Source organism: Pseudomonas sp. S2_E01 (assembly GCF_054668365.1).
The window spans coordinates 2,390,910-2,405,099 of record NZ_CP162762.1; the positions used below are offsets into that span (position 1 = coordinate 2,390,910).

The window sequence follows — 14,190 nt, forward strand, 5'->3', positions numbered from 1 at the left end:
GCCGATAGAGCCACCATCTCTGCCTGTTCACATTGCCGCTGCCATAACGGACGCCTTCCCATGCGGAGCGCCCGACAGAAACAACATCGCATCTGGAGCCATGTATGAACGTAAAAAACGCTGTATTGAAGGCTGGCCTGATCTCTTTGCTGGCCTTGAGCGCCAACCTGCACGCGGCGGAGCAACCGCTGCGCCTGGGCATCGAGGCGGCCTATCCGCCGTTTGCCTCGAAGACCCCGGATAACCAGATCATCGGTTTCGACTATGACATCGGCCAGGCCTTGTGCGCTGAAATGAAAGTCCAGTGCGAATGGAAGGAGCAGGAGTTCGACGGCCTGATCCCCGCGCTCAAGGTGAAAAAGGTCGACGCGGTGATTTCGTCGATGTCCATGACCCCGGAGCGCCTGAAATCGGTGGATTTCAGCAATCGTTACTACCGCATCCCGGCGCGCTTGGTGTTCAAGAAAGGCAGCGGCATCACCGACATCCCGGCCCAACTCAAAGGCAAACGCATTGGCGTTCAACGTGCGACCAACTTCGATCGGTACGTGACTGAAAAATTCGCCCCGGCCGGTGCCGAAGTGGTGCGTTACGGTTCACAGAACGAAATCTTCCTCGACCTGCTGGGCGGTCGACTCGACGCAACCATGGCGAGCTCGGTGGTGATCGATGAAAGTCTGCTGAAACGCCCGGAAGGGCAGGACTTTGAGTTCGTCGGCCCGAACTACACTGATGAGCAGTTCTTCGGCACCGGCATTGGCATTGCCGTGCGCAAGAACGATCCGCTGGCGGGTCGCTTCAACCAGGCCCTGGCGGCAATTCGTGCCGATGGCACCTACGACAGGATTCGTCAGAAGTACTTCGATTTCGACATCTACGGCGAATAACCCCATAGTTCCAGCGACACGCCTGATTGCTCAGTCGTGTCGTTTTTAATTAAGGAGGAGGCAATATGCAAACCAAGGCCATACTCAGTGAATCAGAGATTTCACTCCTGTTGACCACCGCAAAGCAGCTGGCCAGCGAGCGCAACTGGGCGGTGGCGATTGCCGTCGTCGACGATGGCGGACATCCGCTGGGCCTGCTACGCCTGGACGGCGCCGCCCCCATCTCCGGCTACATCGCCACCGAAAAGGCCCGCACCGCCGCGCTGGGTCGGCGCGACAGCAAGGTCTATGAAGACATGATCGATGGCGGACGTGCGGCGTTCCTCAGTGCACCGAATCTGCAGGGCATGCTGGAGGGCGGGATTGCGATCTGGCACGACGGTCATTGTATCGGTGCGGTTGGCGTGTCGGGCGTGAAGGCCGAGCAGGATGCCGAGCTGGCACGGCTGGCGGTTGAACAGCTACTGTAGGAGCGAGTTGACTCGCGATGGTCTTGAACCTATCGCGAGCAAGCTCGCTCCTACAGGTTCGAGGGTTGATCCTCTACCTGTGACAACGGCCGGGCCACCTGCTCGAGCGGCTGCCGTTCCGCGGCCACGCCCCAAATGGCCTGGACCACCCCGGCAATCACCATCAACAACGCTCCCAGCAAATACCCATAAAACACATTGAGCCGTTCGCCGGTTTCGATCAGCACGCCAAATAATGTGGGACCGATCAAGCCGCCAAGCCCTGTGCCGAACGCGTAAAACACAGCAATGGCCAAGGCGCGGATTTCCAGTGGAAATGTTTCGGCGACGGTCAGATAGGCCGAGCTGGCCGCCGCCGACGCAAAGAAGAAAATGGCCATCCATGCGATCGTCTGCTGGGTGACATCGATCAGCTCTTGTTGGAACAGATAACCGCTGATGCTTAGCAACACCCCGGAAATCAAGTACGTCGAGCTGATCATGATGCGCCGCCCGACGATGTCGAACAGTCGACCCAACAACAGCGGCCCGCAGAAGTTGCCAAGGGCAAACGGCAGTACGTACCAGCCGACGGTGGCTGAGGGCACACCGTAAAAATCAGTCAGTACCAGCGCGTACGTAAAGAAGATCGCGTTGTAGAAGAACGCCTGGGCAGTCAACAACGTCAGCCCCACCAGCGCGCGCTGCCGGTGCTCCGCGAACAGGCTGTGAAATACCTCTCGCAGCGGCGTGTGATTGCGCGCCCGCAAGCGCAGGGGCGGGGTTTGCGAGGGCGGTATTTCAATGCCGCGCTGGTGATAGTGGCGTTCTATGTCGGCTACGATGCGCTCGGCTTCGTCCGGCCGATTGTGGATCATCAGCCAGCGCGGGCTTTCCGGTATCCACCACCGCATCAGCAGGATGACCAGGCCGAGCACCGCGCCAATGCCAAAGCACAGGCGCCAGCCCAGTTCGCCCCCTGCGACCTGCGGGTCGAGCAGGACCACCGCACCCATCGCGCCCAGCGCCGCTCCGAGCCAGAACGTACCATTGATCGTCAGGTCGACCCAGCCACGATAACGCGCCGGGGTGAATTCCTGGATCGTCGAGTTGATCGCCGTGTATTCACCACCGACGCCGGCGCCGGTGAGGAAGCGAAACAGCAGGAAACTGGCGAAGCTCCAGGAAAACGCCGTGGCCGCCGTTGCGCCGATGTACAGGAACAGCGTGATAAAGAACAGCTTGCGCCGACCCAGTCGGTCGGTCAGCCAGCCGAAGAACAGGGCGCCGAACACCGCGCCCGCAATGTACGTGGCGCCTGCCAGGCCAATGTCGGTATTGCTCATGGCCAACGCCGGGCTGGCCTTGAGCGCTCCGGACACCGAACCCGCCAGGGTCACTTCCAGACCATCGAGCAGCCAGGTGATGCCGAGCGCGAAGACCAGCAAGGTGTGAAAACGCGTCCATGGCAGGCGATCGAGGCGGGCGGGGATGTCGGTGCTGTAGAGCCGGCTCTGTGCCGACGCGCTGGCGGGCTCGTGCAAGGCTTGGGTCGTCATGGCCGGTCCGGTTTGCTGACGGGTTTACTTTCTAACGAGCCTTGCAGCGGCGAGGGAGTTCAAAAAATGCGGGCGACCTGATGGCTGCTCGCTTGCAGTGCAGCGAGGATCAGCGCTTGATACCGTTGCGCATATTATGCCATTTCGCCTACGAGCACATGGCTTGGGATTTGAATCTGACGAACTGTGTCCTACGGAGCCGTTCTTCGCCGAGCTGCCAACTAGCCCGAACTTCATGCGCGCGCTTTTTGTTTGTGGAAAGGCCAAAAGGATCAAATGAATAGCCTGCTCGACGCCTCTTAGAGACTATCCGGATCCCCGAAGAACATCTGAATCCGCGACCGCAACCATCTCTCCCCCGGATCATTATCCTGCGAACCGCGCCACGCCATGTGCAGCTCAAAGCTGCGGGTTGGCAGCGGCGGGTCTTCAGCCCGCAATCCGCCGGCGGCGGTCAACGCTTCTGCCGTGTAGTCGGGGACTGTCGCGACGATGTCCGTGCCGGTGAGCAACGTTCCCAATCCGTTGAACTGCGGCACGGCCAGCACCACATGGCGTTTGCGATCGAGTTTTTCCAGTTCTTCATCGATGAAGCCGCTGAGGTCCCCGGCGAACGACACCAGTGCGTGGGGGCGGGCGCAGAAGTCGTCGAGGCTCAAGGGGCCCGGCACGCTGTCGGCGCGCAGCAGTTTGGGCATGCTGCGCCGCAGCACTTTGCGCTTGGCGTTGGCCGGCAGGTCGGTGGTGTAGCTGACGCCGATGGAGATTTCACCGGAGGCGAGCAGGCTTGGCATCAGAATGTAGTTCACACGGCGAATCACCAGCACGATGCCAGGGGATTCGGCGCGCAGACGTTTGAGCAGCATCGGCAGCAAGGCGAATTCGACATCGTCCGACAGGCCGATACGGAACACCGTGGTGCTGGTGGCCGGGTCGAACTCCGACGCCCGGCTGACTGCCGTGGAAATCGAGTCCAAGGCTGGGGAGAGCAGGGCGAAGATTTCCACCGCCCGGGCCGACGGCTCCATGCTACGGCCGGTGCGCACGAACAGCGGGTCATCGAACAGTCCGCGCAGGCGGGAAAGTGCCGCACTGATGGCTGGTTGGCCCAAAAACAGCTTCTCAGCAGCGCGGGTCACGCTGCGTTCGTGCATCAGTGTTTCGAATACGATTAACAGGTTCAGGTCGACACGACGCAGGTCATTACGATTCATCTGGAGTCCTGGCAGAGTCATCAAGCTTGACGAGAGCAGCCATATGAGAACAATGGCCGGCATGAATATTAAGGGGAAAGGCTGCTACTCTGCACCGAGTAATTGAGTTTTCCTGCGAATAACGTGTCCATTTCTTACGACAATTGACGAAGTCGCCGCCGTTGCGGAATTAATGACAGGCATGTCGACTATTAATAGCCACTGATGGTCTTGGGGCCAAAGCCCGGATAGAGTTCATGGCATTAGAGGTTCATTTGGCGAGGTTTGCGATGTCCCGCACGATCCGTTTTCACAAGTTTGGTCCAGCCGAGGTGCTCAAATGCGAAGAGCATGCGGCGGCTCTCCCTGCGCCGGGCGAAGTGCAGGTGCGCGTCGAAGCGATCGGCATCAGCTGGTACGACATACTCTGGCGTCAGAACCTGGCGTCCTCCCATGCACGTCTGCCTTCGGGCCTCGGCCACGAAATGTCGGGTGTCGTGACGGCAGTCGGCGAGGGTGTCGATGACCTGGCGGTGGGTGACAAGGTCGCCAGCTTCCCGGCCGAAAGCCCTAACGACTACCCCGTGTATGGCGAGCAGATTGTGCTGCCGCGCACCGCACTGACCCGTTATCCGGACGTGCTCAGCCCGATCGAGGCGGCGGTGCATTACACGCCGTTGCTGGTCGCCTACTTTGCGTATAGCGACCTGGCACGGGTCAAGCCCGGGCAGTTCGCTCTGGTGACAGATGCCAGTCACTGCGCAGGTCCGTCATTCGTACAACTGGGCAAGGCGCTCGGCATACGGGTGATTGCAGCCACCAAACAGGCGCAAGAGCGTGAATACCTGCTGTCCCTGGGTGCCGAGAAAGTCATCGTCACCGAAGAACAGGACCTGCTGATGCAGATCAACAAGATTACCGATAATCGCGGCGTGGACGTGGTTTTCGATGGTCTTGGTGGTCCGCAGATGTCGATGCTCGGCGATGTGCTGGCACCGCGTGGCAGCCTGGTTTTGTATGGTTTGCAGGGCGGTAATCAGACACCGTTTCCGGCATGTGCAGCGTTCCAGAAGAACATTCAGTTTTTCGTGCACTGCATCGGCAACTTCACCGGCAAGCCGGAACTGGGCATCGTCCAGGACCAGGCCGCTCTGCAACGGGCGTTGCGCGATATCAACCAACTGACTGCCGATCGTGTGCTGCTGCCGCTCAAGACCCGGGTCTTCCCGTTTACCGAGTTTGTCGAGGCGCACCGCTACATGGACGAATGCCCATGTCGCGAACGGGTCGCCCTTCAGGTCGAAACGGCCTGACCACCCTGAAAAATCCCGTGCTCGCACGGGATTTTTTTTGCCTGCACCTGACCTCTTGCCATTTGCAGGTACGGCCGGCTCAGCAACTGAACTGGTTTTTGCCCTTGATCTGTATCTTCTAATCGTCTTTTAAGCCCCGATAATTGAATGATTACTTTCATCTCAAGGAAAGAGTCATGTCTGGGTATCGGGTTGATACTTTTCATCGCACTTCGTTAATACATTTCCGACAAAACGTCGAACATTGCGCAACTGCCAAATCAGCAAGTGCGACTTCTTTCTTTATTTCCTGTGCTAAATGTCTGTGGGTCGCTGTAAGACATTTCCTAGGATCTTTCAAGTATTCTGATGACCGCTCTATCACAAGCGTTTGCGGTCTGTCAGACGTTGCCGACAATGGGGTTCGGTCCCGTTCCTCAAAATAATGACTCAGGGCTAAGGTGTTAGCATTTGAGTGACATCCAGCACTTCATCGGTGGCAGACAATCTGTTTGCGCACTGCTTTTCGTTGTTTGTGCATTACTGAACTTACGAGCATCAGGTAAATAAAGATGACCCTTATTCATGATCAGGCAATGAACTATGTCTATCAGCAAATGCTGCAACGTTTGCTGAGTTTCTTTTCCCGAGCGGAACGCACGGCACTGCAGCTGTTGATCCAGCGTTTGGTCGTCACCGCCGGTGGCATGGAACACATTGGTGATTACAAGGTGCTGGCCGTTCAGTCCGGGTCCCGGGACAGTTGCTACACCTTGGCATTGCTGCGGGCAGCGCAGTTGAGCATTGCCGGCCGGGCTCCCGCGACATTCCAGTTGCGCGTGGCTTCATTGCGCAGGAGCGGCGTGAGTGCGTTGGCGCAGGACAACCTCCACCGGTGCAATAGCGCCTTGTTTTTCTACGATGACCCGCGGGTGGAGGTGGTGACGGCCGACCACCGCCAGATCTTGCCCTTTACCCAGCCGGCTCCCGTTTCTGACGCCGGCCGTGAAGCCAATCGTCTTAATCTGCTGATGGTCGGCCATCGCCGGACCCTGGGAGGTCCGCTGGACCTCTGGGATGACGGCTACCTGGCCACGGGCGAGTTCTATGGGCAGGTGGCGCGTTGGAATCGGGGGGTTGATGCGTTCGTTTGCAGCGAGACGCCGCGCCAGCAGAAACGGTTCCTCGACGGTCTGAAGCGAGCGGCGGGCAAGGCCGGGCTCAAAGCGCCGCGTCTTGCGGGGACGGGGTTCGAGGAGCTTTATACGGTTCTCGATGAGCTGGGTAGCGATCTCTACCGGGCGCTGCATGGCGCACAGGACCAGGCACCATGGCGTCCGGCTGAACAGTTCGAAGCCTGTCGTCGCTCCACCTTTATCGATATTCACGACATGCTGGTCAGCAATCGAGAGGAGCGTTGGCCGCTGCTCACTGAATTCCTCGGATTCCAGCCTGACGAACTCACGGCGCAGCTGCGCGAGAACGATTACGTCAGTCCGATGATTTCCGCCCATATTCGCGGGCTGCAAGCCTCTTTCGTGCATGGCGGCAGTTACGAGTCGGGTGTCGCCGGTTACCTGCAGCGCGCCTTGGTGATGATGCGCCGCAAGCGTCTGCCTGAACGCCTGTGCGAGCAGGCGGTTGAAGTGTTCGGCAATCCCGCGAGGGTGTCGGATCAGCGCGCCCTGGCTGGCGAGGAGGCGCAGAAGAGTCTCGGGTTGAGCGAGGCGCAGTTGGTGTGCCTGCTCTTCGCTCCTTTCGTCGACAGCGGCGCCGGGCTTGAGCGGTTCCTGCGCCAGTGCCACCCGGGCATGCTGGTGGCCATGCCTGACTTGCACCGGGCGATGCAGGGCAGTCCCGTATCGGAGCAGATCGCGCAATGGATGGTCGATGTCAGCGGTCTACCGGTCAACCTGATCAGCAGGCTGTATCGCATGGGGCCGGTGCCTGCTGTCGAGAGCGGGCTCAGAGACAGCATTTTCGATGACTTCGACGGATTTGCCGCCCATCATGAGGCAGCGGTGGCGGGTGAATGGTCAGCGGGACGTTGAAAGGACCCCGCGAGACCGATTTTGCCTATCAGGCGGTGTACCGATACCTGACCCACCTGATCAACGATCCGGGCAACGATACCAACGTGCGTTTACCTTCGTTGCGCCAACTGGCCAATCGTTTGAGTGTCTCGATCTCCACCATCCAGTACGCGTATTCGCTGCTGGAGAAGGAAGGGCGGGTCTATTCGGTGGCCAAGTCGGGGTATTACGCGATGCCGGTGTCATCGCTGAGTATGCCGGGTGCCGACGGCGATCTGCTCGAAACCGTGTACGTCAGCGCCCGACGTCCGGGCATGATGGTCTTCAGCGCCGATGAGCCGGCGCTGCTGCAACCGCTCGACAGCCCATTGTTGTTGCTTGAGCGCGAGTTGCTCCGCCAGTACCCGCGCCTGCCGCAACCACCGGCGCAGCCTTGCGGTGAACTTGAACTGCGTACCGCGCTGGCTGCGCGCTACACCACATCGCCCGTGCGCTGCTGGCATGCCGATGACGTGTACATCGGCGCGGACCTGCGCGGTGTCCTGGAAATCCTGATTGCGGTACTGAACCTCAAGGATGCCGCCGTGGTGGTTGAAGCGCCCTGCGACTGGACCATTCTTCGCCTGCTGCAGGAAGCGGGTGTCCAGGTGATCGAGTGGCCGGTCCAGGCCAACGGCAATCTGGATACGGCGCAGCTCGAAGGGTTGCTGGAAACCCGTCGAGTGCAACTGGTGATGCTGTCCTCAGGTTTGAACGTGCCACGCGGCAGCCTGGCGCCTGACGATAACCGACAGGCTGTCGCGCATTTGCTGGCGCAAAAGAGTTGCTGGGTCTTGGAGAACGACTGTTGCGGCGAGCTCGAATTCGAGCCGGGCAGCACCCGGTTTCGCGATCTGCTCGACCCTGAACGGCTGATCGTGTTCTCCACGTTCGAAAAAATCATCGGCCCCGAGGCCCCTTACGGTTATCTATTGTCGCGGCACCTGAGTGAGCAATTACAGCGGCATTTCCTGTTGCGCGCTTTTCGTTTGTCGCCGATCCGGCAGAAGGCGATAGCCCGCTTGTACGGCAATGGCCGGATCGACCAGCACCTTCAGGTGCTGCGAAGGTTGCTCAGGGAGCGAAAAGTGCAAATGACGCAGCTGTTGCAGGAGCGTCTGGGCGACGCCCTGCAGGTGGTCGAGCCTCAGGGCGGGGCGACCATCTGGGCGCGTTCCCTGCGCCAGGTCGATATGCGCGGGGTATTCCAGCGCCTGCTCAAGCATCACGTGGTGATTGCGCCCGGAGAGTTGTTCAGCCTCCAGGGCCTGCATTCGCAGCATTTGCGCCTGAGCCATGCCTACGACGGTGATCACGATGTGGTGGCCGCGCTGAGTTTGTTGGGGGATGCACTGCGGCTGGAGTCCGTCGACTGAGCAGGATGCAAAACATCGTTGCGGGCCCGTGGATCGATCCCATCGCGTTGCGGTCAAACTGCCAGTAAACTGCGATCCATCCCTGAACCACTCTATTCCAGAGGTTTTGCATGACACTCAGTCCTTTTGCGGGCAAACCGGCACCGGCGCAACTGTTGGTCGACATCCCGCGACTGGTCACGGCCTATTACACCGGCCAGCCCGATGCCAGCATCTCGACCCAGCGCGTGGCGTTTGGCACGTCCGGACACCGGGGCAGCTCGTTCGATCTGAGTTTCAACGAATGGCACGTTCTGGCGATCAGCCAGGCGATCTGCCTGTATCGCGAAGCCCAGGGCATCGATGGTCCGCTGTTCGTCGGTATCGATACCCATGCGCTGTCGACGCCTGCCGGCGCCACGGCGCTTGAGGTGCTGGCCGCCAACGGCGTCACGGTGATGATCGCCGAGGGTGACGAATACACCCCGACCCCGGCGGTGTCCCACGCGATTCTTTGCTACAACCGTGGCCGCACTTCAGGGCTGGCGGATGGCATCGTCATCACGCCGTCGCACAACCCGCCGCAAAGCGGTGGCTACAAATACAACCCAACCAATGGTGGTCCGGCCGATACCCATGTCACCAAGTGGATCGAAGCCAAGGCCAACGAACTGCTGGGAAACAAGCTCGCCGGCGTCAAGCGGATCAGCTACGAGCAGGCGCTGAAGGCCAGCACCACCCATCGTCACGATTACCTCAATACCTACGTCGCCGACTTGATCAACGTGATCGACTTCGATGCCATTCGCGATGCGAAGCTGCGTCTGGGCGTCGATCCGCTGGGCGGAGCAGGGGTTCGCTACTGGTCGGCGATTGCCGAGCACTACAAGCTGGACCTTGAAGTGGTGAACAAGGAAGTCGATTCGACCTTCCGCTTCATGACCGTGGATTGGGACGGCCAGATCCGCATGGACCCCTCGTCCAGCCACGCCATGCAGGGCCTGATCGGTCTCAAGGAGCGCTTCGACGTGGCGTTCGCCTGTGATCCGGACCACGACCGCCATGGCATCGTGACGCCCTCAGGCGGTCTGCTTGCACCAAACAACTACCTGGCTGTGTCCATCGACTATCTGTTCCAGAATCGCCCGCAATGGCGCGCCGATGCAGCCGTGGGCAAGACAGTGGTCAGCAGCGGTTTGATCGATCGGGTGGCCAAGCGCCTCGGTCGTCGCCTGTATGAAGTGCCGGTGGGCTTCAAGTGGTTTGCCGACGGGCTGTTTGACGGCTCGCTGGGCTTTGGCGGTGAGGAAAGCGCCGGGGCCTCGTTCCTGCGCAAGGACGGCGGCGTGTGGAGTACCGACAAGGACGGTCTGATTCCGGCATTGTTGGCGGCGGAAATGACTGCTCGTACCGGTCGCGACCCGAGCCAGGCCTATCGTGCATTGACCGACGAGCTGGGTGAGCCGTTCTCCGTGCGCGTCGATGCCAAGGCCAACCCGCAGCAGAAAGCGCTGTTGAGCAAACTGTCGCCGGAGCAGGTCACCTCGACCGAACTGGCGGGCGAACCGATCCAGAGTATCCTCAGCCATGCCCCGGGCAACGACCAAGCCATTGGCGGCCTGAAGGTGATGACCGAGAACGGCTGGTTTGCGGCGCGTCCGTCGGGCACTGAGGACATCTACAAGATCTATGCCGAGAGCTTTGTCAGCGACGAGCACCTCAAGCAGTTGGTGGCTGAAGCGCAGACGCTGGTGGATGGGGCGATTTCCACGAAATAACCCAATCCCCACATACCTGTAGGAGCGAGCACGCTCGCGATGGTAGCCCAGGCACCGCGGGCATTCAGACACCCAGCGTTACCGTTAACGACCATCGCGAGCATGCTCGCTCCTACAGTCTCCGTAGCAACCGCAGGTTCAGGCCAAATCAACCAACACGATCTCACTGTCTTCGATCGCCGTCACCCGCAACACCTGCTCATCGGCCACTGCGACGCCGTCTCGAGCTTCAGCGCGTAAGCCGTTGACTTCAATGACACCTGTGGCAGGAACCAGGTAAGCACGTCGGCCGCTGTCCAATTGGTATTCGGCAGACTCACCGGCCTTCAGGTTTGCCGCCACCAACCGCGCATCTGCACGAATCCGCAAGCTCTGGTCATCGCCGGATTTGCCGCTGGCCAGGGTGACGAAGCCTTCGCGGTCTCCTTTGGGGAAGGGTTTCGCGCCCCATGAAGGTGCCAGTCCCGATTCATTGGGAATGATCCAGATCTGGAAGATCTTGGTGTCGGTGCTTTCCAGGTTGTACTCGCTGTGGGCGATCCCGGTCCCGGCGCTCATGACCTGAACGTCACCTGCTTCAGTGCGGCCCTTGTTGCCCAGGTTGTCCTGGTGGGAAATCGCGCCTTCACGAACATACGTGATGATTTCCATGTCCCGGTGCGGATGGGTCGGGAACCCGGTACCGGCCGCAATCACGTCATCATTCCAGACGCGCAGGTTGCCCCAGTTCATGCGATTGGGGTCATAGTACTCGGCGAACGAAAAGTGGTGGTGCGCGTCCAACCAGCCGTGGTGGGCGCCGCCCAGGGACTTGAAGGGTCTGAGTTCGAGCATGATCGTCTCCTGAATTGGATATTGATGGCGAGCATCATCCAACACGCACTCATCGAGAAAAAGCGTAAAAAGTGCAGCATTACCATCGAATCGACTGATGCGATTGGACCTCGAAACATTCTCATCCAACCTTCAGTTCATCGCATAAGCCAATGACCTGTAAGCATTTCACTAGAACTGAAAGGCAAATGCAGACACCATAGACCTCAACAGCCTTACACTCTGGAGCCAGCGCGTGCCGCAACACACCTCCGATCTTCCGCCTGAACTTCGCCCCCTTGCTGAAATGCCTTTGCTCAAGCGATTGGCCGCCCGTTTCTTTGGGCATGGCCTGACGCGCTTGCGTGCGCAGCACCGGGCCTCCTGGTTGCATGGCCAGGCCGACGGGTTTCGCAGCGGGCACAGTGCGGGTGTCGACTACGGCTTTAAGGAAGGCAAGCTCGAAGGCCTGGAGGAAGGTCGCCAGGTCTTGCTGATTCGCGATTCTCGCTCGACCGAACACCGTGCCCCCAACGTCGATGACAACCTGTTCGACGATTGGCGCCTGCCTCTGAATGCCGAGTTGAAAAAGCGCATGAAGGCCGACGTGGCGCGGTTGCTGCCTGCTTATGCCCAACCCAGCGCCGCGCAGTGGAAGATGATCTTCAGCGAAACGCCCTCTACATCGGTCATCGCCGGTGCCGGCGCCGGCAAGTCGACGACCCTGGCGCTGCGCATCGTGTTGCTGACCCACTATCTGGGCTTCGAGCTGGATTCGATGACGGTAGTGACCTTTACCCGGGAGTCCCGCAAGGACTTCATCAACAAACTGATCGAGCTGTTTGCCCTCTGGGGGCAGAGGCTGAGCCTGAAAGAGGCGCGGGACCTGGTGCGAACCTTCCACTCGCGGATTCTGCCAATGGTGCGTAGCCTGCCGGGTTTCGAGCGCCTGCAAGCATTCGAAAACATCAGTCATCGCCCGCACAGTGGGGATGAGGAGGCCGACAGCAATCCGTTCGATCTGCGCATCAACGACGCCCAGCGCCAGTTGCTCAACGCCTGTTATCACCAGTTGCATGGCCGTGACGAACGCTTTCGCGAACTGATCAAGCCGTTGTCCCGCCACGCCCTGCAGCTCAAGGAGCTTGAGCGCGATCACCCGGACGTGCAGAAGCGCGTCGCGGTGACCGAACTCGCGGCCAAGCGTGATGAAGAGCTGTGCGATTTTGTCGAAGACCTGTGGTTTGCCGCGGGTGCCTGGCCCATCAAGGGCATCGAACCTAACCGGCAGACATTCGATATCAATGGCTCAACGTTTCACTGTCACGGCTACATTCCCAGCCTGGATGCCTGGGTGGTGCTGGGCTTCGACCCTCGGGAGAACCCCCAGGTCAGCCGCCCGAATGCCAAGCTCAGCGTCCGTGCAGAGTGGGCAGTGAAGCGCACCCTATTTCAAGCTTTCTGTCGTAAGCCATTGATATGGCTGGATAGTTATGAGTCGTCCAAGCGAGTCTTGGCGTCCCTGGCTGGCGATGCCAGCGCCGGGCCGGGGTTCGATTACAAGATCAAGGGCGAGCTGGGTTCGGCACCACTGCTCGACTGTTTTGTCACCGCAGCCGGGTTTATCGAAAACCTGGGCCTGGACGTGCCGAGTGCCGTCGCCCAGATGAGTTTCGCCAAGGATGATCCGGACCGTTTTTTCTTTGAGGCCCTGAGCCTGTACTGGCGGGCACTGGAAGATCATCTGCTGGATCAGAAACCGCCAGTGATGACCTATAACCGCATGTTTGCGCTCTTCAGCGAGCATTCTCCGGAAAACCAGAAGCTGCTCAGTGATGAGCTGCTGCGACCGTTGTCGCACCTGATGATCGACGAGTTCCAGGACGTGTCGCCGCAGATCGTTTCCTGGATTCGCGCCAGCCTTGCCGAAATCCGCAGCCGTGGGCCGGCGATGCACGTGGGCCGTGGTGCCCAGCGCTCCTCGCTGCTCTGCGTGGGCGATGACTGGCAGTCCATTTATGGGTGGCGGGGCAGCTCACCCAGTTACTTTATGGAGTTCAACAAGGAATTTGCGTCGCCGAGCACCACCAGGGTCATGCTCAGCGACAACTACCGCAGCCACCAACACATCATCGACGCCGCCGAGTACATCGTCCGCGCGGCACCGGCTATCGCGGGCAAGAAGGCCAGGGCAGCCCGGGAAGCTAAATCCCTGTGGCCCGTCAATGTGTTGGATCGCGATGACCAAGCCATGGCCTTGAGATTGATGGAGCATTACAAACAGGGCGATTCAATCTTGATGCTTTATCGAAAAAGCAGCGATAAGTCATTGATAGAGCAGTATATTCAACCGGTACTTAATGCAGATTCTAGCTTGCCGTACGAATCTCGAAGGTTGAAGCAACTGACCTACCACAGTGCCAAAGGGCTGCAGGCTGACGCTGTTTTCCTGTTGGGTGACTGTCAGCACCTGACCAGCTCCCCTTACAAAAATCAGGTTTACCGCATGGCCGGTCTGGGCAAGCCAAACGACAATGAGGCCTACGATAACGCCCAGAAAGACGAAATCCTGCGTTTGGCATATGTGGGAATCACGCGGGCGGTGAGTCATTGCTACTGGTATGTCGATGGGCAGGATGCACAGGTGGCGAATATGCCCAAGGCTTCGGACCGGATCGGAAAGGGCAAGCCGTTTTTTGCGGACCAGCGCAAAGGCCGCGCCGGTTGAAGCCCCCCTGTAGGAGCGAGCTTGTCGAGGCGTCGAACCGTCGCGATGGGCGTCCACGATGACG

Annotated in this window: 11 protein-coding genes; 7 read left to right on the plus strand and 4 right to left on the minus strand. The window is 59.6% G+C overall.

Annotated elements, in window-relative coordinates; genetic code table 11:
* Nucleotides 1–104: 104 nt before the first annotated feature.
* Both AB4O36_RS10950 and AB4O36_RS10955 read left to right on the plus strand, forming a co-directional pair.
* Nucleotides 105–887, plus strand: a complete 783-nt coding sequence (locus AB4O36_RS10950; protein ID WP_460141721.1) for an ABC transporter substrate-binding protein — start codon at nt 105–107, stop codon at nt 885–887.
* A gap of 65 nt (nt 888–952) precedes the next feature.
* Nucleotides 953–1,357, plus strand: a complete 405-nt coding sequence (locus AB4O36_RS10955; protein WP_460141722.1) for a heme-binding protein — start codon at nt 953–955, stop codon at nt 1,355–1,357.
* 50 nt (nt 1,358–1,407) lie between these two features.
* Here AB4O36_RS10955 and AB4O36_RS10960 read toward each other — a convergent pair whose 3' ends face one another.
* Nucleotides 1,408–2,895 (minus strand): MFS transporter, encoded by a 1,488-nt coding sequence (locus AB4O36_RS10960; RefSeq protein WP_460141723.1) that lies wholly within the window; start codon nt 2,893–2,895, stop codon nt 1,408–1,410.
* A gap of 299 nt (nt 2,896–3,194) precedes the next feature.
* Nucleotides 3,195–4,109, minus strand: coding sequence for a LysR family transcriptional regulator (locus tag AB4O36_RS10965; RefSeq protein ID WP_460124858.1), 915 nt, complete (start codon nt 4,107–4,109; stop codon nt 3,195–3,197).
* Between the two features lie 269 nt (nt 4,110–4,378).
* Between AB4O36_RS10965 and AB4O36_RS10970 the strand changes: the two genes are divergently transcribed.
* Nucleotides 4,379–5,401 carry a zinc-dependent alcohol dehydrogenase family protein gene (locus AB4O36_RS10970; protein ID WP_460124861.1) on the plus strand — a complete coding sequence of 341 codons (1,023 nt, stop codon included), beginning with the start codon at nt 4,379–4,381 and terminating at the stop codon, nt 5,399–5,401.
* Here the strand turns inward: AB4O36_RS10970 and AB4O36_RS10975 are convergent.
* Entirely contained in the window at nt 5,383–5,607 is a 225-nt protein-coding gene (locus tag AB4O36_RS10975; protein ID WP_460141724.1) for a hypothetical protein, read from the minus strand. The two genes, AB4O36_RS10970 and AB4O36_RS10975, sit on opposite strands and share 19 nt — an antisense overlap.
* A gap of 345 nt (nt 5,608–5,952) precedes the next feature.
* Here AB4O36_RS10975 and AB4O36_RS10980 point away from each other — a divergent pair, with 345 nt between their 5' ends.
* The 3 genes from AB4O36_RS10980 (at nt 5,953) to pgm (ending at nt 10,585) form a co-directional block, all read left to right on the plus strand.
* Nucleotides 5,953–7,431: a hypothetical protein gene (locus AB4O36_RS10980; protein WP_460141725.1), complete on the plus strand. Its 1,479-nt coding sequence runs from the start codon at nt 5,953–5,955 to the stop codon at nt 7,429–7,431.
* A complete protein-coding gene (locus tag AB4O36_RS10985) occupies nt 7,428–8,828 on the plus strand; it encodes an aminotransferase-like domain-containing protein (RefSeq protein ID WP_460124870.1) in 1,401 nt (466 codons plus the stop codon). The genes AB4O36_RS10980 and AB4O36_RS10985 overlap by 4 nt, the downstream gene beginning before the upstream one ends.
* A 110-nt stretch (nt 8,829–8,938) precedes the next feature.
* Nucleotides 8,939–10,585, plus strand: a complete 1,647-nt coding sequence (pgm, locus tag AB4O36_RS10990; RefSeq protein ID WP_460141726.1) for a phosphoglucomutase (alpha-D-glucose-1,6-bisphosphate-dependent) — start codon at nt 8,939–8,941, stop codon at nt 10,583–10,585.
* A 138-nt stretch (nt 10,586–10,723) separates the two neighbouring features.
* On the opposite strand, the gene AB4O36_RS10995 is transcribed toward pgm, so the two are convergent.
* Nucleotides 10,724–11,419, minus strand: coding sequence for a pirin family protein (locus AB4O36_RS10995; protein ID WP_460124876.1), 696 nt, complete (start codon nt 11,417–11,419; stop codon nt 10,724–10,726).
* Nucleotides 11,420–11,654: 235 nt separating this feature from the next.
* Between AB4O36_RS10995 and AB4O36_RS11000 the strand changes: the two genes are divergently transcribed.
* A complete protein-coding gene (locus tag AB4O36_RS11000; RefSeq protein ID WP_460141727.1) occupies nt 11,655–14,126 on the plus strand; it encodes a UvrD-helicase domain-containing protein in 2,472 nt (823 codons plus the stop codon).
* The last annotated feature ends 64 nt before the right edge of the window (nt 14,127–14,190 follow it).

Coding starts and splice junctions, on each gene's coding strand:
- AB4O36_RS10950 (WP_460141721.1), top strand. CDS start 105: ATGAACGTAAAAAACGCTGTATTGAAGGCTGGCCTGATCTCTTTGCTG.
- AB4O36_RS10955 (WP_460141722.1), top strand. CDS start 953: ATGCAAACCAAGGCCATACTCAGTGAATCAGAGATTTCACTCCTGTTG.
- AB4O36_RS10960 (WP_460141723.1), bottom strand. CDS start 2,895: ATGACGACCCAAGCCTTGCACGAGCCCGCCAGCGCGTCGGCACAGAGC.
- AB4O36_RS10965 (WP_460124858.1), bottom strand. CDS start 4,109: ATGAATCGTAATGACCTGCGTCGTGTCGACCTGAACCTGTTAATCGTA.
- AB4O36_RS10970 (WP_460124861.1), top strand. CDS start 4,379: ATGTCCCGCACGATCCGTTTTCACAAGTTTGGTCCAGCCGAGGTGCTC.
- AB4O36_RS10975 (WP_460141724.1), bottom strand. CDS start 5,607: ATGAAAAGTATCAACCCGATACCCAGACATGACTCTTTCCTTGAGATG.
- AB4O36_RS10980 (WP_460141725.1), top strand. CDS start 5,953: ATGACCCTTATTCATGATCAGGCAATGAACTATGTCTATCAGCAAATG.
- pgm (WP_460141726.1), top strand. CDS start 8,939: ATGACACTCAGTCCTTTTGCGGGCAAACCGGCACCGGCGCAACTGTTG.
- AB4O36_RS10995 (WP_460124876.1), bottom strand. CDS start 11,419: ATGCTCGAACTCAGACCCTTCAAGTCCCTGGGCGGCGCCCACCACGGC.